This is a genomic window from Christiangramia sediminicola, assembly GCF_031344135.1.
GTDB lineage: Bacteria > Bacteroidota > Bacteroidia > Flavobacteriales > Flavobacteriaceae > Christiangramia > Christiangramia sediminicola.
Genome location: NZ_JAVJIU010000002.1, coordinates 674,800 through 696,523 on the forward strand (window position 1 = coordinate 674,800; position 21,724 = coordinate 696,523).

At 35.8% G+C, this 21,724-nt stretch carries 19 protein-coding genes; 9 read left to right on the forward strand and 10 right to left on the reverse strand.

Annotation, left to right across the window (positions count from 1 at the left end; translation table 11 throughout):
* Position 1 precedes the first annotated feature (1 nt).
* Positions 2–1,030 (reverse strand): UDP-3-O-(3-hydroxymyristoyl)glucosamine N-acyltransferase, encoded by a 1,029-nt coding sequence (gene lpxD, locus RE431_RS07055; RefSeq protein ID WP_309561261.1) that lies wholly within the window; start codon positions 1,028–1,030, stop codon positions 2–4.
* A 24-nt stretch (positions 1,031–1,054) separates the two neighbouring features.
* The gene (locus RE431_RS07060) at positions 1,055–2,284 is read right to left on the reverse strand and encodes an HD domain-containing protein (RefSeq protein WP_309561262.1); all 1,230 of its coding nucleotides are present in this window, start codon (positions 2,282–2,284) and stop codon (positions 1,055–1,057) included.
* 122 nt (positions 2,285–2,406) lie between these two features.
* Between RE431_RS07060 and porX the strand changes: the two genes are divergently transcribed.
* The 5 genes from porX to RE431_RS07085 all read left to right on the forward strand — a co-directional run bounded on the left by porX (position 2,407) and on the right by RE431_RS07085 (position 7,113).
* Entirely contained in the window at positions 2,407–3,957 is a 1,551-nt protein-coding gene (porX, locus tag RE431_RS07065) for a T9SS response regulator signal transducer PorX (RefSeq protein WP_309561263.1), read from the forward strand.
* A gap of 128 nt (positions 3,958–4,085) precedes the next feature.
* A complete protein-coding gene (gene tsaE / locus RE431_RS07070; RefSeq protein ID WP_309561264.1) occupies positions 4,086–4,490 on the forward strand; it encodes a tRNA (adenosine(37)-N6)-threonylcarbamoyltransferase complex ATPase subunit type 1 TsaE in 405 nt (134 codons plus the stop codon).
* A gap of 351 nt (positions 4,491–4,841) precedes the next feature.
* On the forward strand, positions 4,842–5,468 hold the full coding sequence (locus RE431_RS07075) for a hypothetical protein (RefSeq protein WP_309561265.1): 627 nt from the start codon (positions 4,842–4,844) through the stop codon (positions 5,466–5,468).
* 58 nt (positions 5,469–5,526) lie between these two features.
* Positions 5,527–6,729 carry an alanine dehydrogenase gene (locus RE431_RS07080; protein WP_309561266.1) on the forward strand — a complete coding sequence of 401 codons (1,203 nt, stop codon included), beginning with the start codon at positions 5,527–5,529 and terminating at the stop codon, positions 6,727–6,729.
* A 3-nt stretch (positions 6,730–6,732) separates the two neighbouring features.
* A complete protein-coding gene (locus RE431_RS07085) occupies positions 6,733–7,113 on the forward strand; it encodes a hypothetical protein (protein WP_309561267.1) in 381 nt (126 codons plus the stop codon).
* A gap of 38 nt (positions 7,114–7,151) precedes the next feature.
* Here the strand turns inward: RE431_RS07085 and bcp are convergent, their stop codons facing one another.
* Entirely contained in the window at positions 7,152–7,607 is a 456-nt protein-coding gene (bcp, locus tag RE431_RS07090; protein WP_309561268.1) for a thioredoxin-dependent thiol peroxidase, read from the reverse strand.
* A 31-nt stretch (positions 7,608–7,638) separates the two neighbouring features.
* Here bcp and RE431_RS07095 point away from each other — a divergent pair, with 31 nt between their 5' ends.
* Entirely contained in the window at positions 7,639–8,295 is a 657-nt protein-coding gene (locus tag RE431_RS07095; protein WP_309561269.1) for an endonuclease III domain-containing protein, read from the forward strand.
* A gap of 39 nt (positions 8,296–8,334) precedes the next feature.
* On the opposite strand, the gene RE431_RS07100 is transcribed toward RE431_RS07095, so the two are convergent.
* Together RE431_RS07100 and RE431_RS07105 are read right to left on the reverse strand one after the other, a co-directional pair.
* Positions 8,335–8,487 (reverse strand): hypothetical protein, encoded by a 153-nt coding sequence (locus tag RE431_RS07100; protein ID WP_309561270.1) that lies wholly within the window; start codon positions 8,485–8,487, stop codon positions 8,335–8,337.
* 61 nt (positions 8,488–8,548) lie between these two features.
* Complete coding sequence (locus RE431_RS07105; RefSeq protein ID WP_309561271.1) at positions 8,549–9,133, reverse strand: RNA polymerase sigma factor; 585 nt, start codon at positions 9,131–9,133, stop codon at positions 8,549–8,551.
* Between the two features lie 235 nt (positions 9,134–9,368).
* On the opposite strand from RE431_RS07105, the gene uvrA reads away from it, so the two are divergent.
* Positions 9,369–12,158: an excinuclease ABC subunit UvrA gene (gene uvrA, locus RE431_RS07110; protein ID WP_309561272.1), complete on the forward strand. Its 2,790-nt coding sequence runs from the start codon at positions 9,369–9,371 to the stop codon at positions 12,156–12,158.
* Between the two features lie 137 nt (positions 12,159–12,295).
* A complete protein-coding gene (locus tag RE431_RS07115; RefSeq protein WP_309561273.1) occupies positions 12,296–13,600 on the forward strand; it encodes a hypothetical protein in 1,305 nt (434 codons plus the stop codon).
* An 80-nt stretch (positions 13,601–13,680) separates the two neighbouring features.
* On the opposite strand, the gene RE431_RS07120 is transcribed toward RE431_RS07115, so the two are convergent.
* From RE431_RS07120 to RE431_RS07135, 4 genes are all read right to left on the reverse strand, one after another.
* A complete protein-coding gene (locus RE431_RS07120) occupies positions 13,681–15,138 on the reverse strand; it encodes a lipopolysaccharide biosynthesis protein (protein WP_309561274.1) in 1,458 nt (485 codons plus the stop codon).
* Positions 15,138–16,421 carry a glycosyltransferase family 4 protein gene (locus tag RE431_RS07125; RefSeq protein WP_309561275.1) on the reverse strand — a complete coding sequence of 428 codons (1,284 nt, stop codon included), beginning with the start codon at positions 16,419–16,421 and terminating at the stop codon, positions 15,138–15,140. The genes RE431_RS07120 and RE431_RS07125 overlap by 1 nt, the downstream gene beginning before the upstream one ends.
* An 11-nt stretch (positions 16,422–16,432) precedes the next feature.
* A complete protein-coding gene (locus RE431_RS07130) occupies positions 16,433–18,856 on the reverse strand; it encodes a YfhO family protein (protein WP_309561276.1) in 2,424 nt (807 codons plus the stop codon).
* A gap of 75 nt (positions 18,857–18,931) precedes the next feature.
* Positions 18,932–19,213, reverse strand: a complete 282-nt coding sequence (locus RE431_RS07135; protein WP_309561277.1) for a DUF4834 family protein — start codon at positions 19,211–19,213, stop codon at positions 18,932–18,934.
* Positions 19,214–19,295: 82 nt separating this feature from the next.
* On the opposite strand from RE431_RS07135, the gene RE431_RS07140 reads away from it, so the two are divergent.
* Positions 19,296–20,285, forward strand: a complete 990-nt coding sequence (locus RE431_RS07140) for a transporter (RefSeq protein WP_309561278.1) — start codon at positions 19,296–19,298, stop codon at positions 20,283–20,285.
* A 64-nt stretch (positions 20,286–20,349) separates the two neighbouring features.
* Here the strand turns inward: RE431_RS07140 and RE431_RS07145 are convergent, their stop codons facing one another.
* A complete protein-coding gene (locus tag RE431_RS07145; RefSeq protein ID WP_309561279.1) occupies positions 20,350–21,612 on the reverse strand; it encodes a cysteate-C-fatty acyltransferase in 1,263 nt (420 codons plus the stop codon).
* Positions 21,613–21,724 lie beyond the last annotated feature (112 nt).

Below are 21,724 nucleotides of genomic sequence, written 5' to 3' on the forward strand. Positions count from 1 at the left end.
ATCAACCATTATTATTCATCTTTTTTTCCAGTTGGTGTATTATATTCATAGTTCGAGGCAGATTCTTGAAATGGATATAAGACTTATTATAATCGCTATATCCTATTGCAGGTGATCCCTGCAACATTTCATCATCTTTTATATCACGCCCAATTCCAGATTGCGCCTGAATCTTAACCCTGTTTCCTATTGTTAAATGTCCGGCAATTCCAACCTGCCCTCCAATAAGACAGTTCTTTCCAATTTTCGTAGATCCTGCAACTCCAGTTTGAGCAGCGATAGCGGTATTCTCTCCAATTTCAACATTATGAGCTATCTGAATATGATTATCCAGTTTTACTCCTTTTCGAATAATTGTAGAACCTAAAGTTGCACGGTCTATAGTGGTACCAGCACCGATATCTACATGATCTTCAATGATCACATTTCCAATCTGTGGCACTTTGCTATATTCACCGGTATCTCCCGGACTAAACCCGAATCCGTCTGCACCTATTACAGCTCCGCTATGTATCGTCACATCACTACCTATAAGGCTTTCAGAATATACCTTCACGCCAGGGAATAAGGTAACGTTATCACCAATCTTAACATTGTCTCCAATATACACATTGGGATAAATTTTCACATTATCACCAATCTTCACATTATCACCTATATACGCAAATGATCCAAGGTATAGACCTTCCCCATATTTTGCAGAATCTGAAATGTGGCTTGGTTGTTCAATTCCGGACTTATTCAGTTTGATCTGATTGTAATATTCTAACAGAGTTGAAAATGCCTTATAGGCATCTTTTACCTTAATAAGGGTTGTGTTAACCGGTTGTTCAACTTCAAAATCATTATTTACAATAGTGATCGAAGCATTGGTGGTATATAAAAAGGAAGTATATTTTGGATTGCTTAAGAATGTAAGGGAGCCTTCAGACCCTTCTTCAATTTTGGCAAGCTCTGAAACTTCCGCTTCAGGATTGCCTTCAACTTGGCCGTCTAATATCTCGGCTATTTGCGTTGCAGTAAACTTCATTCTGGCAAAAGTAAAAAAAATGAGTTAATCTTTAACTTTTGGGTAACACATATAGTATTTGGTTACCGTATTTGTCAGGGCTTTTAGATTAAATTGATCTGAAACCTTGACTACATCGTTGATCTTACCATTTTTATGTAAAATATTAATATTGTCCTTTTCTTTTTTATAAGCCAGATTGGCGATCTCTCCTTCAAATACAAAATAAGAGGCCTCCTTTTCAGAAATACCATATTTATTCTGAAGAGCCACAGATCTTTTTTCCAGTTTTTCCCTGGATGGACGTTTCTTCTTAATCTTAACTTTAAGAAGATTACGATTGATGATCATTTCGCAGAGATTGCTTAATACAAAATCATCTGAATACATCCAGTCTTTCATCGCCGAGATCACATCATTATCGTCCAGGCGAGAAAACATCTCAAGAGTTTTTTGATCAAAATCTTCCCTGGTGATCTTATTTTCTAAGAAATACATTAATGAACCGCTGGCATTCAGTTTATCTCCCCGCTCAATTAATTCCTTTGCTCTTTTAAGAACTCTTATCAATAATTGCTCAGCGACCAGACTCGTTTTATGCAAATAAACCTGCCAGTACATTAATCTTCTTCCTATGAGAAATTTTTCTACAGAATAGATCCCTTTTTCTTCAACTACCAGTTCATCATCAACTACGTTAAGCATGGTGATCAAGCGCTCACTATTTATGTTACCTTCTACGGCTCCCGTATAGAAACTGTCCCGCTTCAGGTAATCCAGCCTATCCATATCCATCTGACTGGAGATAAGTTGATTCATAAATTTTCTATCGTAACTACCTTTGAAGATTTTAATAGCCAGAGTTAAACTTTGGTTAAACTTTGAATTCATTTCCTCCATAAATAGAAGAGAAATAGTCTCATGATCAACACCTTCAACCAGGCTATGCTCCATAGCATGACTAAAGGGACCATGACCAATATCGTGCATCAAAATGGCAATCAACAAAGCTTCTTCTTCCTTTTCAGATATTTCAACACCTTTGTATCGCAGGACGCGGACAGCTTTTTGCATTAAATGCACACAACCAAGCGCGTGATGAAATCTAGTGTGATGAGCTCCAGGATAAACCAGGTAAGAAAGTCCCATTTGAGAAATTCGGCGTAATCTTTGAAAGTATGAATGCTCAATGATCCTGAAGATCCGTTCATTCGGGATGGTAATAAAACCGTAAATTGGATCGTTTAATATTTTAAGTTTAGTTTGCGACGCCAAGCTATATTTTTTCTAAAATTCAAAGCAAAGATACATATATGAAATGAGCCACAGTAATTACTTCAAAACCATGAGGATAATTTCTGAAAGTCTCATTCAAACCAAGATAAACAAGAAAGCATATGAGTAATATCAAAATATTGTGGGTAGATGATGAAATTGATTTATTAAAACCACATATCATGTTTCTGGAATCTAGAAATTATGATGTACAAACCTGCAAGAGCGGTACTGAAGCCTTAGAGCAAATAGAAAATGAGAATTTTGATATTATATTCTTAGATGAGAACATGCCAGGCCTTACCGGTTTGGAAACTCTTGCTGAAATTAAGGAAAAGAGAGAAACAGTCCCTATAGTAATGATCACTAAAAGTGAAGAGGAATATATTATGGAAGAGGCTATCGGCTCTAAAATAGCAGATTACCTCATAAAACCGGTCAATCCAAACCAGATACTATTAAGCATAAAGAAAAACCTGGACCATTCAAGACTTGTTTCTGAAAAGACCACTTCTAATTATCAGCAGGAATTTAGAAAGATTGCCATGGAAATGGCACAGGTGAATTCTTATGAAGAATGGGCTGAGCTATATCAAAAGCTTGTTTACTGGGAAATTCAATTAGAAGAAATAGAAGATTCAGGAATGTTTGAGATCCTGGAATCTCAAAAACAAGAAGCGAATAACCAGTTTTTCAAATTCATCTCTAAAAATTATCAAAGCTGGTTCGAGAAGAACGCAGAGCCACCGGTAATGTCTCACACCTTATTCAAGAAAAAAGTGTTACCTGAACTGGAAAAAGATAAGCCCACATTAATGATCGTAGTGGATAATTTAAGATACGATCAATGGAAAGCTTTGGAACCTATTATCAATCCTTATTATAAGAAGGAAAAGGAAAGCGCTTATTATAGTATACTTCCCACGGCTACTCAATATGCTAGGAATGCGATCTTTTCAGGTCTAATGCCTAGCGATATGGAAAAGCTTTTTCCTAAATATTGGAAAAACGATGTGGATGATGGTGGTAAGAATATGTATGAAGCTGAATTTCTTGCTGAACAATTGAAAAGACTTGGAAGTGATCTTAAGTTTGAATATCATAAAATTACCAGTCTTAAGGGGGGAAAGAAATTAGTAGATAATTTTAAAACTCAGAAGTCTAATGATCTTACTGTGGTTGTCTATAATTTTGTGGATATGCTTTCACACTCTAAAACAGAAATGGAAGTAATAAAGGAATTAGCCTCTAATGATAAGTCTTACCGAAGTTTGACCCAGAGTTGGTTTAAAAACTCTCCGCTTCTTGAAATAATTCAAAAGGCACAACAATCCGGATTTAAATTGATTATTACTACAGATCATGGTACGATTAACGTGAAGAATCCTTCAAAGGTGATAGGCGATAAGAACACCAGTTTAAATTTAAGGTATAAAACAGGAAAGAGTTTAACCTATGAGGATAAGGAGGTTCTAGCTATTGAAGATCCAAAATCAGTACATCTTCCTACGATCAATATGAGTAGTTCCTACATATTTTGCAAGGAGGATTTATTCTTCGCATACCCTAATAATTATAACCATTACGTTAGTTATTATAGAAATACATATCAGCATGGAGGTATTTCTCTAGAAGAAGTTGTAATCCCATTTGTAGTCCTAAATCCAAAATAATCGATGAAATGCATTTTTCTTCGCTGTAATACATAAAATTAATTTCTAGTTAATTGATAATCAGTTGACTGTGTTGTTTTATAGATTTTTTATATATCTTTATCATCCCAAATCTGACATATTGAATTATGGAGTTAACCTACAAGCTTCAAGAACTGGATGTAGCCGTAGATTACATACTTAGTAACACAAAGAGCAAGATCTTGCTTTTTTACGGTGAAATGGGTGCAGGAAAAACTACTCTTATAAAAGAGCTGGTTAAAGCACTCGGTGTGCAAGACACTGTCTCCAGTCCGACGTTTTCATTAGTTAACCATTACGAGTCAGAGAAAGGACCGGTATTTCATTTCGATTTTTACAGGATCGAAGAAGATACCGAAGCTTTATACATTGGATTTGAAGATTACCTGGATTCCGGAGAATGGAATCTTATAGAGTGGCCTGAAAAAGTGGAGAAATTGCTGGGTGATAACACCCAAAAATTGCTCATTCAGGTTGAATCTGAGAACACCAGAAAGTTAAAGTTTTGTTAACGAAATCAAAAAACGTAAAAAAAGCTGCGTAAAATAGTTTGTAAGAATTTTTTTACTTTTACAATTGTTTTATAAAGCGAATTAAAATGATTTAATTCATTGAACGATTTATAAACAAAGTTAAACTAACATATTTTAAGTTTTTAAGGCGATTTTTCGGGCAATATCTGGCTTGAAAAAGGGCGCAAAGGTACGACTAATGTTTTAACCGACAGGATATTAAGTTGTTATATGTTTGTTCTAGAAAACAAAACGAAATAACAATCTTAAAACCTATAATTATGAAACTTAAAGCAGTACTTTTCGCAGCCGCAATATTTGGAGCAAGTTTTTTTGTAACTTCAACTTCAAATGACAACGACACCAAGCATGAGATTAAAAAACAGGCAGTCGACAAAAGGCTCATCAGAGTTCCTACTAACGGGTAGCATTATTGCGATTTGTATCGCATTTTCACCATATTTATTTTATTCATATGAAATTTTCCCAAGCGGTCCCGTTTGGGAAACTTCTTTTTTTTCCTACGAAAGTAAGTATTATAAGGATGTACTTACAGCAGCCTGGACATATACCAGTAAATTAGTTCCTTTCCTTTTATTATTAATTTGGTTTTTTACTTGCAAACATTGGTGGTATCATGTCATCCTGATACCTATGATCATGTATGCTTATCAATTAATATCTGTCTTTTATGACGATGTTTATTTGAATGGAGAATTTTTTATGGATATAAACGGGCTTATATATTTAGCTCCATTTTTTATAGCTATCCTCTCTATTGTTTACTTAATTAGAATTAAAATCTTTGATAGGGTTTACGGTCTGGATCTTTCAGAACTTGATGAAACTGAAATATCGGTTTTTTCTCCAGTATCTGATAAAGATCTTAAAGAAATAAAAGAATTTCAATACGATGAAGATTCTGAAGAATACGAAGAATCCAATGTTCTAATTGAAGACTACTACCGAAAACTCTAATTTCTTATTTCTTCTTTTTATAAATTAAGTTGTAATTTAACTGCTTTAACTTAATTATATGGGCAAACAGCAGGTGTCACCCTTTACAAAGGAACAACTCATTCCACAGGAAGAAACTCTGGAGATTTACAAAAGTAAAGGACAACTTTTTATAGGAATTCCGAAGGAAACAGCTTATCAGGAGAAACGCATTTGTTTAAGCCCTGATGCCGTAGCCGCCATAACTGCTCATGGTCATCGTGTAATGATAGAATCTGGCGCCGGAAAATGGGCGAGATTTAGTGATAAAGATTACTCCGACGCCGGAGCTGAAATTACAAAAGATACCCAGAAAGTATTTTCATGCCCTACGATCTTAAAAATAGAACCACCTTCTATAGAGGAGCTGGAGTATATAAATCCTCAAACAATTTTAATTTCTGCACTTCAAATTAAAACGCAGTGTAAGGAATATTTTCAGAAACTTGCTGAGAAAAGAATCACTGCTCTTGGTTTTGAATTCATCAAAGATGATGATGGAAGCTACCCGATAGTTAGAGCTTTAAGCGAAATTGCTGGTACAGCTTCAGTATTAATTTCATCAGAGATCATGAGCAATCATGCTGATGGAAATGGATTAATGTTCGGAAACATAAGCGGAGTTCCGCCTGTGGAAGTTGTGATTATAGGCGCTGGTACCGTTGGAGAATTTGCAGCAAGATCGGCTATAGGATTAGGAGCAAGTGTAAAAGTCTTTGATAGCTCACTTACCAAATTACGTAATATTCAGTCCAATCTAGGTAATACATTCTATACAAGTACTATTCAACCTAAAAACCTTTCTAAAGCATTAAAAAGAGCAGACGTTGTTATTGGTGCTGTAAGAGGAAAAGACCGCTCCCCTATTCTCGTAACCGAAGAAATGATTAGTTCGATGAAACGTGGCGCTGTGGTTATTGATGTAAGTATAGATATGGGTGGTTGCGTAGAAACAAGCGAAATAACTTCTCACGATGAGCCTATTTTCACAAAACACGATGTAATACACTATTGTGTTCCTAACATACCTTCAAGATATGCCAGAACATCGTCATTATCTATTAGTAATATATTCACACCCTATCTTTTACATATTGCAGAGGAAGGAGGCCTTGAAAATACTCTGAGATTTGACAGAGGTTTACGCAATGGTTTGTATTTTTACCACGGAATTTTAACCAGCAAATCAATTGCTGACTGGTTCAATCTTTCATATCGTGATATAAATCTATTGATCTTCTAATAAATGAAACTTGTTCACCGCCTTGCTTACTATGGTCTAGGCCTTTTTTTTGGAATTGTGATTTTGCTATTTTTTCTGGGAGGTAAAAAAACTTCCTGTGATTATTCTCCTAACGCAAGAGTTTTAAAGAATATAAGGATAAAGGATAGGATATTTTCTGAAGAGTCATTAGCTTATTTTCAAAATAGCGACATAGACACATCCGCAGTTTCTGAAATCCTGGAAAACGGTGATGTGGATTTTAATAGAAGTAATACTGATGCGGAACCTTGTAATTTATATATAATTTCAGGGAAAGTACTTGAGAATGAATTGGAACTCGAGATCGAAAATTGCGATAGTACAGCGACAATTAAAAAAGCATATACTAAAAAAGACGAATAGAAATTCGTCTTTTTTTAATTTTCTCCCTTTACTGAAAATTAACTTTCGAGGATCTGCTCTGCGTGAGCTTTTGTCTTGACCTTTTTAATCACCTCTTCAATTTTTCCTTCTTCATTAATTATAAAAGTAGTACGGTGGATTCCCTCATACTCCTTACCCATGAATTTTTTTGGTCCCCAAACACCGTAAGCCTTAATTACTTTTTTATCCTCATCGGCTAGAAGCGGATATTTAAAGTCATACTTATTTTTGAAGTTTTGCTGGCGTTTCTTAGAGTCTGCACTCACACCAAGAATTTCATAACCTTTCTTCTTCATTGCATCATGATTATCGCTTAGGTTACAAGCTTCTGCAGTACAACCAGGTGTACTTGCTTTTGGATAAAAGAACAATACCAACTTCTTCCCTTTGTAATCACTAAGCTTAATCTCATTTCCATCCTGATCTTCAGCTTTAAAATCGGGAGCCTTATCCCCTTCTTTCAATGTTGTCATAATTATTACTTTTGCTCTAAATTAAAACTTTATGACCAAACAGGAAAAGGTACAGTTCGTTATTGATACGTTAAATGATATATATCCGGAAATCCCAATTCCATTAGATCATAAAGATCCTTACACTCTTTTAATAGCCGTATTGATGTCTGCACAAAGTACAGATGTAAAAGTAAACCAGATCACGCCACTATTGTTTGAAGTGGCCGATAATCCTTACGCAATGGTGAAACTTAGCATTGATGAAATAAGGGAGATTATTAAGCCGGTTGGGTTATCCCCAATGAAAGCAAAAGGAATTCATGGTCTTTCTGAAATTCTAATAGAAAATTATAACGGTAAAGTTCCTGAAGACATAGAAGCCTTGGAAGAACTTCCGGCAGTTGGTCATAAAACTGCAAGTGTTGTAGTTTCTCAAGCATTTAATATCCCTGCATTTCCTGTAGATACGCATATTCATCGACTAATGTACAGATGGAATCTGACCAATGGAAAGAATGTAACGCAAACAGAAAAGGATGCTAAACGACTATTTCCAAAAGATCTCTGGAATAGACTTCACTTACAGATCATATGGTATGGCAGACAGTATTCACCTGCCAGAGGCTGGAATCTTGAAAAGGATGTAATCACAAAAACAATCGGTAGAAAAAGTGTAATTAAAGAATATCTGAAAAAAAAGAAATAAAAAAGACCTGTAGGCTAATAACACAGGTCTTTTTTAAAATTAATTCAGAAGCGTCTCAAACTTCATCTGCTTGTAATCAATTACACTCAGTGCTTTTGAATAATTCAAAAGAAACTCGATAGTCTCCTTTTTTGGTTGTGGATGATGAAATTTTTCTTCTTTCGAAGTTTTTTTAAAGTAAAGTTTCCCCATTTGGTATTATTTTATGATGGTTTTATAGAATAACGAAACAAACGGGGGGATATTGTTTTATTTAATTCGTTAAAATCAAATTTCTTTTTTCGATTATTTTCCGAAGATTGATCAATGCATATCGCATTCTTCCAAGGGCAGTATTGATACTTACCCCAGTACGTTCAGAAATTTCTTTAAAGCTCATGTCTTTATAGATCCTCATGGTAAGTACCTCCAGTTGATCTTCAGGTAATTCTTTGATCAGCTCCTGAACATCAGATTCTATCTGGTCTTTAATAAGCTGTTTTTCAGCATTTAAATCTCCATCACTTAGAACAGAAAAAATATTAAAATCACCACTATTGTCAAATTTTGGCATTCTCTTATTTTTCCTGAAATGATCGATAACTAGATTGTGTGATATTCGCATTACCCAAGGAAGAAATTTTCCTTCCTCATTATACTTTCCTCTTTTTAAGGTGCGGATTACTTTGATGAATGTATCCTGAAAAATATCTTCAGCGATATCTCTATCATATACCTTAGAAAAAATAAAACTGTAAATACGGTGTTGGTGACGATTGATGAGGGCGCCAAGTGCGTTTTCATTTCCATCAAGATAATCACGAACGAGCGAAGCGTCAGTTACCTTAGTGTTATTCATAACAGTTACTTTAAATGTACAGGAACTAAGAATTCCTGCGGGTTAGGTTATTTAGTTTAAAAAAAGTAACTGTGCTGAATAGGCAACTCTGATTTTCGGGTTATGGGTCAAATATAGCAAGATAAAATTGAGAATTGCAAACAAAACCTTAATATTTTAACAATACTATAGGTTTTTATAGGCTTTCTTTCCCGCTTCATATTGAGTAACTTTGCGGTTTTAGCAGAAATCAAGCATGACAGCAGATATATCTAAAGTAGATCCCAAACAAAATATTATTATAAAGGGTGCAAAACTGCACAACCTTAAAAATATCAATGCTATTATTCCCCGGAATAAGCTTGTGGTAATTACGGGTCTATCAGGATCTGGAAAATCAAGTTTAGCCTTTGATACTTTATATGCAGAGGGACAGAGAAGATATGTGGAAAGTCTAAGTTCATACGCAAGACAGTTTCTTGGTAGATTGAACAAGCCTAAAGTTGATTACATTAAAGGAATTGCTCCTGCTATTGCTATAGAACAGAAAGTAAATTCTACCAATCCTAGATCTACTGTTGGAACATCTACTGAAATATATGATTATCTAAAATTGTTGTTTGCCAGGATTGGGCGAACCTATTCTCCTGTCTCCGGAAATGAAGTAAAGAAGGATACGGTCACAGATGTAATAAATTACATTAAAGGCTTTCCTGAGCGCGAAAAATTATTACTTCTAGCTCCAATTCAACTCGAAGAAGGTAGATCTCTTGAAAACAAGATTAAAGTTCTTGCTCAACAGGGATATAGTAGGATAAAAGTCGATGATACAGTTGCAAGAATAGATGAGACCGATCTAAAGAAGATCAAAGAAGAAAATACCTGGCTCGTAGTAGACAGAATTATTACGAAAGATGAAGAAGATTTTTATAACAGGCTGGCAGATGCAGTTGAAGCCGCATTTTTTGAAGGTCAGGGAGAATTATACATAGAAAAATTATCAGATAATAGCTCCAGACATTTTAGTAATAAATTCGAGCTTGACGGAATAAGTTTTTTAGAGCCTAATGTGCATTTATTCAGTTTTAACAACCCTTATGGTGCCTGCCCAAAATGTGAAGGATATGGTGATGTAATTGGGATAGATGAAGAACTCGTAATTCCTAATACCGGTTTATCGGTTTATGAAAATGCGATTTTCCCCTGGCGTGGGGATAGTATGAGCTGGTATCGCGATCAGCTGGTCAATAATTCTCATAAATTCGACTTCCCCATTCATAAGCCATATTTTGAATTAAGCGATGAGCAAAAAGATCTCATCTGGAACGGAAACAAATATTTTGAGGGACTTAATCAATTCTTTGAATTTTTAGAAAGTAAAGCCTATAAAATTCAGAACAGGGTGATGCTTTCCAGATATCGTGGAAAAACCAAATGCTCTGCTTGTAAAGGGAAAAGGCTTAGACCAGAAGCTCAATATGTAAAGATCAACAATCATAGTATTACAGACCTCGTTGAAAAACCATTGAACAGAGTTAGAGAGTTCTTCAATGAGCTTGAACTTAATGAATATGATTCGAAGATCGCAAAACGACTTTTGACTGAGATCAGGAACAGGCTGGAATTTCTTTCGAATGTAGGATTGGATTACCTTACCTTAAATAGAAAATCTAACACCTTATCCGGTGGAGAATCTCAAAGGATCAATCTTGCAACTTCTCTTGGGAGTAGCTTAGTTGGTTCTATGTATATTCTGGATGAACCTTCAATTGGTCTCCATCCAAAAGATACTGAAAAGTTAATCGGAGTTTTGAAACATCTTCGAGATCTTGGAAATACTGTGATTGTAGTAGAACATGATGAGGAGATTATGAATGCTGCAGATGAAATTATTGATATAGGTCCAGAGGCAGGAACTAATGGAGGTCATGTCGTGGCTACAGGAACATTAAAAGAAATTTTGAAATCTGATTCCCTGACCGCCAGTTACCTGAACGGAAAAATGGAAATTGAAGTTCCTGAAAAAAGGAGAACCTCGAAGAATAAAATTAAAGTCCTTGGTGCAAGAGAAAATAATCTGAAGAATATTGATGTAGAATTTCAGCTCGGCGTATTTACAGCAATCACAGGAGTTTCAGGAAGTGGAAAGAGTACATTAGTAAAAAAAATCCTTTATCCAGCTGTCCAAAAAGAGATTGGAGGTTACGGAGAAAAAGCCGGACAATTTAGTGGAGTTGAAGGCAGTTTTAAAAATCTTGGTACTGTAGAATTTGTAGATCAGAATCCTATAGGAAGATCTTCCAGATCTAATCCTGTGACCTACATAAAAGCTTACGATGATATAAGGAACCTTTTCGCGAGCCAGCGTCTTGCCAAATTACGCGGATTTAAAGCAAAGCATTTCTCTTTCAATGTAGATGGAGGACGTTGCGAAACCTGTAAAGGCGAAGGAGAAGTTACTATCGAGATGCAATTCATGGCTGATGTTCATTTGGAATGTGAGGCCTGTAATGGAAAAAGATTTAAAAAAGAAGTCCTGGAAGTGACTTTTCATGAAAAGAATATTGATGATATTCTGAATATGACCATCGATGATGCTACCAAATTCTTTGAAGATCACGATCAGAATAAGATCGTAAAGAAATTGAAACCTTTAAAAGATGTTGGTTTAGGCTATGTACAATTAGGGCAAAGCTCGTCTACTCTATCTGGTGGAGAAGCACAAAGAATTAAATTAGCATCTTTCCTGGTTAAAGGAAATACCAAGACAAAAGCATTATTCATTTTTGATGAGCCTACTACAGGTTTACATTTTCACGATATAAAAAAGTTAATGAAATCATTCAATGCTTTAATTTCAAAAGGCCATTCAGTTATAGTTATTGAGCATAATATGGATCTGGTTAAATGTGCAGATTATGTTATTGATCTTGGACCTGAAGGTGGTGAAAATGGAGGCTATCTGGTTGGCCAGGGAACCCCTGAAGAAGTATCGAAGATCAAAAAATCATATACCTCGAAATATCTCAAGGAAAAACTTTCATAATTTTTACATTACTGTAAATCAGGTTATTGAAAAGACAAAATCGATTTACCAGGCATTAGTACAACTGCTGTATCCAGATTTTGGCACGTGCTTTGTATTTAATAAGAAAAATGTTCTTAATTAAATACTCTACTACCATGAAAAATCTGACCCTTATTTTCGCATTCTTATTTATTGGATGGTCAGTATCGGCATCCGAAAATTCTAAACTAGCCACCACTAATTTTTATAATTACAACGATTCATTCATATTTGTTGAAGGAGGCGTAGAATTTGCGGTTTACCCTAATGGTGAATTCGACTTCTATTTTAATCCTGATTTCCGAAGAGGAAATTCATTTCATATATCTTCCCCAAATGTGAATATTAGTTATAACTCCGGTTATAATTACGAACCATTTGTGCAGTATGATGATTACGGTGCAGTAATTCAAATCGAGGATATTCCGGTTTATTATGATTACTACGGAAGAATTATCCAGGCTGGAAATATCTATATGCGTTATAACAATTTTGGTCGCTTGGCTCGAGTTGGTAATTTACGTGTTCATTATAATCACCATCATCATATTACTCACTATACTGGTTATATTAATCCTTATAACAGAAGCTATGTTTACAGACCATGGCACGACTATTACCGTCGCCCAAATGTAAATGTGAGTATAGTATTTGGTAGTCCTTACAGAGCATACTATCAGCCGCAAAGGATCTCGTACAATAAGTACGTAACTGTTTACAATAACTATTATTCTAATGGTAAAAGAAAGAGAAATTTCTACAGACCTTCTCAGTCTGTAAGAGAATATAATTATGGAAGAAGAACTTCTTCAAAGCGAAACATTGCCCAGGTGAGAAGCAGATCTGATTATAATGTATCTGATTCCCGAAATAATAATGTTAGAACCAGGTCATATTCAAGTCGAGATAAGGCGGTAAGTGCTAATGGAAGAAATACAAGCAGAAATGTGTCTAGAGGTACGGTAAGCAGTAGTAAACAGTCACGTGTTTACAGCGACAGAAACGAGAGAAGTACTAATTCAAGAGGAAGAACATCTAGAATTGAGAGTTCTCCACAAAAAAGACAGGCTTCTACCAGAGAAAGATCTGTTAGAACTCCGCAACAGCGATCAACTAGAGTTGAAAGTCGTAGTACTACAAAGGTTGAAAAACCAAGATCTAATACCAGAAGAGGTGCTGTTCAAACCAGATCCAATTCCAGAGTAGAGAGATCATCATCTCCTGCCAGCCGAACAAGATCTGTTGAAAAAAGTTCAAGAAGTTCTGCAAGGAAGTCTACTGTAGATCGTCCAACAACTAGACAAAGTTCATCTTCTGTAAGAACGAGAACTAAATCAGGAACCTCAAGATCTCAGGCAATTAGGTCAAAAAATTCGTCAAGATCGAGAAGTTCGGCACGAAATGTGGATAATAAGATATAGATGACAAGTTCATAATTTAATTTTTTGGTTGGTTAGTTGGAAAACCCTTGAAGCTCCTAAGCCGATAGGGTTTTCTCGTTTTATGACCTTTTAATGAACTTGTCTATCATCTGGTTTATATCTTCAGAAAACTTAAAGAAATAAACTACTAAGAGATACATCGTCCCGGCCAGGATAGCTTTAATGGAAATATTCAGCATTGGATGAATTTTAAGATCCCAGAAATAAAAACCAAGGCTAAACCCCGCTGTTAGTAGTAAAGCAAAAATACTCGATGATGTAAATGGATGGATCTTAAATTTCTTAAATACGATATAGATCTTGGACGTGTTGTATAATGCAAAAGCTATAAAGCTGGCAATTGCTGCTCCTTCAATACCAAATTCAGGAATGAATAAATAGTTTAGTATAAATGCCACGACAACCAAAATCACCCCAACCCCAAGAACGATTCTGTAATAATCTGAATTAAAAAGTATGCTATTATTATTTCCCAGGAAATTATCATAAAGCTTCACCAGAGAAATTAATAATACCACCAGAATACTTATGCTATATTCATCAGGTATCAATTCGTAAAGGGAGTTTACGTTGGTAATGATCCAGATAAATATGAGTCCGCTAACGATAAGTAAGTTCAAAGAGCTCTTTTCATATAGCTCTTTCAACCCAGCTTTATCTTTTTTATTCAGCATTTCAGCAGTAAGCGGATTTGTGATTTGATGCATGGCTTTTTGTGGCACAGATATCACCGTTGCGATATAAACCGCTATTCCATAAATAGCGACATTCTCAATAGGTAAATAGTGTTCTATCATCACTTTATCCAGATCTAGCAAAACGGTGGCTACAGAAGCTGCTAAAAGGATTAGAGAAGAATATTTTAATACCGGTGAGAGATTTTTCGGAAATTTGAAACTAAATTTTGGTCGGTGTAAAGAGAACGCATACATAGCCATCAAAATACTTCGGCCAACAAAAACCAGCGCGATTCCGTAGATAAAGAATTCGATGCTTATCCATTTAAAATAAACCGCAAAAAGCAAGAGGCTAATGCAAAGACGGTGAAAAACCTCTTTCATTAGATTTCCGAAAGTACTTTTGTAATAGATCTTAGACCAGGAAAAGAAAACTTCAAAATAAGAAGTGGCAAGTGCTATTATAAATATCAACCAGATGTAAGGTTGAACCAGGTCATTTTCACCCTGAAAATAATCCAAAAGCTGATTATAAAAGAAAAATCCGAAGACACCGATAATTAAGCCAGCAACCGCTGGAATAATTAGCACAAAGTTTAATAACCTGTCCTGATCACCTCTAGTTTTATATGAAGTGAAAAATTTGATTAAGGTGCTGTGCACCCCAAAAACAAGAAACGGCCAGATTAGATTAGCTGCAGATAATAGAAAACTCACCAATCCATAATATTCCTTTTCGAGAAAATAAGTGAACAGAAATAATGTATTAACGGCACCAATCCCGAACCCGATATACGTGGTTACCATATTCTTTAAGGATTGATTTATGATGATTCCCATTAAACCTGTTCTATCAATTTTGCGAGCTTACCGGTTAATTCTTTACGATGGTATTTCTCAATATTCCTGGATTCGTTTAATTTTTTTCTTTCTGTATACTTCTGAAATAAAGATCTTATTTCGCTCTTGATCTTTTCAGCATCAGAATATAAAAATACTTTTCCTGCATTGGTATCCAAAATGATCTTTTCAGCATCCCAATTTTCAGGTCCTATGGCAATAATAGGTCTGTTAGCAGATAGATATTCAAAAATTTTTCCGGGTATAATTCCCTGCGTTTCTTTTGAATCTATTTCAATAAGCAAAAGAATGGCAGATTCACGTTGCATTTCAACTGCTTTTGTATGACTCACATATCCTTCATTTTTTAAATATGGCTGAAGCCCAGCAGCCTTAATACTTTGCAGAACCTCCTCACTTAACTTACCCGCTAAGCATATTTGAAGTTCAGATCTGAAATTTTCATCTTCTTCAACCAAGTCTTTTATAGCCTGCCATAAAATTTCAGGGTTTCTACCCGATAACAAGGAACCAATATGTGAAATTCGAAACTTATCTCTCTTTAAATCAGCTGAATTCACTTCTTCATCAAATCCATTAGTAATTACACTTACCGGTTTAGAAGTTTTTGCTACAAATTCATTTTTAGTCGTAAAACTTGTAGTAATAATATGATCTGCTGAATTTAATACCTGCGATTCCAGCTGTTCATGTTTTTTTCTGGAAGAATCTTTCAGTTTCAGCTTTTCATGATATCCTATTTGAGTCCATGGATCTCTAAAATCTGCTATCCATTTTACATCTAATTTCTTCTTTAGCTCAAGCCCAATTAAATGTAAACTGTGAGGTGGCCCAGTTGTAATTATCACATGATAATCTTTATTCTGAATTTCATCAGAAAGAAATTTAACCGAAGGCTTTACCCAGAATTTTCTAGCGTCTGGTATGAAATAATTACCTCGGATGTAGAGCATCGCTTTTTGAATCTTAGATTGATTCTCTTCCTTCTGAATGATCCCCGAACTGATCGTTTCAGCATCCTTTTTAGAAAAAATATTAGCGATAGTATAGGGTTCAAAGATCTTTTGGCTCAAAATTTTAATGCCTTTAGGTACCTCTTCCTTTAGACTAGGATCAATGATTGGATAACTGGGATTTTCTGGGATGTAAACAACTGGTTCAATATTATAAAACCTGAGATATTTTACGAATTTAAGCCATCGCTGTACACCAGGACCACCTGCAGGCGGCCAGTAATATGTCACAATGAGAACTTTTTTCATCCGCTATACAACTAAGCTTTATTATCGCGCTTCTTGAATTCGTATCCAATCCCTCCAATTATAACGAGCCCTATAAGTATAGAACTCATTAAAGCGATCGTACTTCCAGTCTTCACAACTTCTGGTTCAAATTTAAAAGTGATCTCATGATCACCTGCAGGCACATTCATCCCTCGCAGCACATAATTTACCTGAACGTGTGGAACAGGCTCACCATCAATATATGCCTGCCAGCCCGGTTGATAATAATTCTCTGAGAATACAGCAAATTGATCTGATGAAGCTGAAGATTCGTATTTCAGTTCATTGGGCTGATAATGTACTAGTTCGATTTGGGCATTAGAATCTTTGGAAAATTCTTCCTTGATCTTTTCTTTAAATTTTGAATTTACAATAGCAGTTGATTTAAGATCTGCATCTTTCAGCGCAAGGATTTCATCATTCTGCGTATCTACCCATTGCAAATTATTTACAAACCATGCATTTCCAAAAGCTTCTGGGTTTTGTTGCGGCTGAGCTCCATCTTCAGTTGGAACAATAAAATATTTCACATTCAACATGCTTAATATCTTCATATTGTTCTGTGATATGTAAAAATCGGCGAGATCCTGTATCCTTCCAGGTTTAGCAGCATGATAACCACCTAATGCATCGTGATAGTAGGATGTTCTTCCAGTATTGAAAGGATCTCCGGAAAGATCATATACCTTATAATGTCCTTTATCCTGAAGAATAGCATCGTCAGCTGCCAGTTTTTGAAAAGGTTGTTCCATTTCCCTTGCCTGAACGAAGTCTTCATTGTTCACATATCTTTTGTCTACACCAATAAGATCTACAAGGATTAGAATTACCAGACCACCAATTACTATATCACGATTCACCTTTGCTTTTAAATAAGCGAATATTAAACCGGCTGCGATTATAACGAATATCAGCGAACGGATCACGTCTGCGGAAAATATAGCTTTTCGATCTTCTTCCAGAGCATTCATAAAATCCATCCCAAATTGCTGACTATACATCGAATCTGAAGCACCCTTAAATTCAAATAAAACGGATTTTAAAAGAAGAAATAATAACAATAAACCACCTGTTATGATTGAAGACCATTTTAAGGCATTTAACTTCTCCTCTTCTTTTATTTCCTTCAAGAATAACTTATATAAGCCTAAAATCGCTAATAACGGTAAGCACAATTCGAGAATTACCTGTATAGATGTAATAGCTCTGAACTTATCATATAGTGGCACAAATTCAATAAAGAACCTAGTAAGAAATTCAAAATTCTTACCCCAGCTTAGCATCAAGGCTAAAATACTTCCTCCTACGATCCACCATTTTAATCTACCTCTAATCAGAAATAAGCCAAATACGAATAGAAATACTATAGTCGCACCAATGTAAGCCGGTGCACCAACGTAAGGCTGATCTCCCCAGTAAGTTGGAGCATTTTCAGTAAATCCTGCGGCCTGTGTTGGTGAAGCACCAATTTCTCTCAAGGCATCATAAATTTTAGAATCTTTTCCAATATTCTCAGCACTTCCTCCACCCATAAACCTCGGCACCATCAAATTAAAGCTCTCCACTTTTCCGTAGCTATAGGAGGTTATATACTCAAAGCCTAAACCAGATTTTTCTTTAGGTGCACCATTAGGCTGTATACTCAATTCAGAATCTCCCCTGGTGCTAAATTGGGTATATTCACTGGTAGCCATCAAATTAGTAGCATTAGCCGCTATGGCAATTAAAACCGCAACAACCATAACTCCTAGAGCTTTAAAATATTCAGGCAATATCTTTTTCTGAAAAGCATCAACGAGATAGGCTATCCCAAGGATAATTACCAGTAATAACAGATAGTAAGTCATCTGGAAGTGGTTCGCCTGGATTTCTAAAGCCATGGCTATCGTTAGCAGAAGAAAACTCCATATATTCCTATTTCTGAAAATCGTAATTATACCGGCAAGAACCATTGGCATATATGCGATTGCGTGTGCCTTTGAGTTATGACCGATTCCCAGAATTATAATTAGATAGGTGGAAAATCCAAAAGCAATTGAACCTAAAAATGCCAGTTTATAGTCAACTTTCAGACATAATAAAAGGATATAAAACCCTATGAAGTAGAGAAAAAGATAATCTGCTGGTCTAGGCAAAAACCTTAAAGCTGTATCTAATTTTTTAACGTAATTATGAGGGTAATATGCCCCTAATTGATAAGTCGGCATTCCGCCAAAAGCGGCATCTGTCCAATAAGGCTCTTCACCTGTTTCTGCCCTAAAGTCTTTCTGTTCTTTTGCCATCCCGATATACTGAACGATATCGCTTTGGAAAATCTCTTTTCCCTGAAGAACAGGATTAAAATAGAATAATGATAATACAATAAAACCTGCTAAAACTAACAGGTGTGGTAAGAATTGCTTCAGTTTAGCCATTAATCGGACTTTTGATTTTACTCACAAATTTGTGCTAAACAAAGCCCGGATTGCAAGCTTTGTTAAAATCCGAAATTAATCAATTTCTTCGTAATCGATATATTCACCAACATTTTTATTGGATCCCTTACTGGCTTTAGGTTTTTTATCGATGCTAACCTTTCCTTTCTTCTGCTGGTTCGGTTGAGCTCCACCAAATTGTTGATTAAACTGTTGCTCAAATTTACGTCCCATTTTTCTCATGAAATACTTCAAGATCAATGGCCCGAAATAGCGGAATAATATTTTTAAACCGAAGTATACTAACAAAACGATGAGGACCGTTTTTAATACTCCAGACAATGATGCTTCTAACATTTTTAAGCTTTTGACAAAAATAAAAATAAGAGCTCAGAAACAGGGAAGCTTCAGCTATAAAATTATAATAAATCTTATATCTTTGAGAGAATCAACCCGAATGAACATGCGTATATCAGCCATATTTAGCCTTTTTCTAATTATAGCAACCACAAGTCTTCACGCTCAATATACTGAAACTATAAACTCCAACAGGCCCGGGCAATCTCAGGGCGCATTTGCAGTTGGAACAAATGTTTTGCAGTTTGAGACTGGACCCTATTTTGGAAATGACACACACGCAGGTTTGGGTACAGATACAGACATCTGGGGAATCGATTATCAATTACGCTATGGATTACTTTTTGAACGACTGGAATTAAACTTAACCGGTTCATTTGAAAATCAGGATATTTGGAGAGATTTTCTTGGCGTTACCAGTGAAGGGAACGTTAGAAATTTCAAGACAAATACGATTGGTGCAAAATATCTGGTATTTGACCCAAATGTTAGCCTGGGAGAGGATAAGCCTAATTTATATAGCTGGAAAGCAAACCAGAGGTTCAAATGGAAAACTCTAATCCCTGCAATTTCTGTTTATGCAGGCGCAAATTTCTCATTTGGCGATAATCCTTACTTGTTTGAAGGCGAAGGTAAATTTAGTCCTAAAGCAGCGATCATAACTCAGAATAACTGGGGAAGATGGGTTTTGGTGCTGAATTTCATTGCTGATAAGTTGACTGAAGAATATCGTTCTTATGCCGGAATTGCGACGGTGACACACACTGTAACGCCAAATTTTGCCATTTTTGGAGAGTATCAGGCTATAAAAGGTGAAATCTATGCTGATGATCTCGTACGTGCCGGAGGTGCATATTTAATCGGAAAAAATCTTCAATTCGATGTATCCGGATTATTGAATTTTAAAGAGACTCCTTCCAGATGGCAGGTTGCAGCCGGAGTTTCGTACAGACTGGATCTTCATAAAGTTGATGAATTCCTGGAGGAATCTAGCGAAGGAAACCGTAGACGTGCAAGAACTGAAAAGCTTGATGAAGAACCTGAAAATGACGGAGACGGCGGAAACAAATAAATATCTAAACATAAAAAAAGCCGGAAGAAAATTTCCGGCTTTTTTATTTTATAGAAAGAGGATCTTATTTGTTAGACATTGCCGCTTCTACTGAAGCAGAAAGTCTTTTGTAAGTTCCGTTTTCAAGTCTTTCTCTAATTGCCGAGAATGCTTCTAAGGTTTCTTCAACATCCTGAAGTGTATGTGTTGCCGTTGGGATCATTCTTAATAGAATAAGTCCTTTTGGAATTACAGGATACACAACAATAGAACAGAATACCCCATGATTCTCACGTAGATCTTTCACTAAGGCCATAGCTTCCGGAATACTTCCTTTCAGATATACTGGAGTTACACAACTTTGCGTAGTTCCAATATCAAAACCTTTTGCTTTTAAACCATTCTGAAGAGCATTCACATTTTCCCAAAGCTTATCTTTAAGTTCTGGCATGGTTCTCAGCATCTCAAGACGTTTTAAGGCTCCAACCACTAACTGCATTTGTAGCGACTTAGCAAACATCTGAGATCTCAGGTTATATTTTAAATAGTCGATGATTTCTTTGTCACCGGCGATAAAAGCACCAGTACTCGCAAGAGATTTCGCGAAAGTTGCAAAATATACATCTATTTCATCCTGAACTCCCTGCTCCTCTCCTGCTCCGGCTCCTGTCTTACCAAGAGTACCGAATCCATGAGCATCATCTACGAACAATCTGAAATTATATTTTTTCTTAAGTTCAACGATCTCCTTAAGTTTACCCTGCTCACCTCTCATTCCAAAAACTCCTTCAGAAATCAATAGAATTCCTCCTCCGGTCTGTTCGGCGATCTTTTCAGCTCTCTTAAGGTTCTTTTCGATACTCTCCATATCGTTGTGCTTGTATGTAAATCGCTGACCAAGGTGCAATCTTACACCGTCAATGATACAAGCATGTGCATCTACATCATAAACAATCACATCCTGTTTGGAAACCAATGCATCAATGGTAGAAACCATTCCCTGATACCCAAAGTTTAAAAGATATGCTGATTGTTTATGTACAAAAGATGCTAATTCATCCTGTAATTTTTCATGAAGATCTGTATGACCACTCATCATCCTGGCACCCATTGGGTAAGCCGATCCGTATTCAGCAGCTGCCTCGGCATCTATTTTACGAACTTCAGGATGATTGGCAAGTCCAAGGTAATCGTTAATACTCCAGGTAATAACTTCTTTACCACGGAATTTCATACGGTTTGATATTGGTCCTTCCAGTTTAGGAAAAACGAAGTATCCTTCTGCCTGCTCTGCCCATTTACCTAGCGGTCCTTTGTCTTTGTAAATTTTATCAAATAAATCCTTCATCGGTCATTTTTTAGACGAGCCGCAAAAATACTGAAATTTGGCTCAATTCTACAAAGTAAATTATAAACATCGAAATCTAATAAAAACAAAAGCATCCTACAAAGAATAGGAT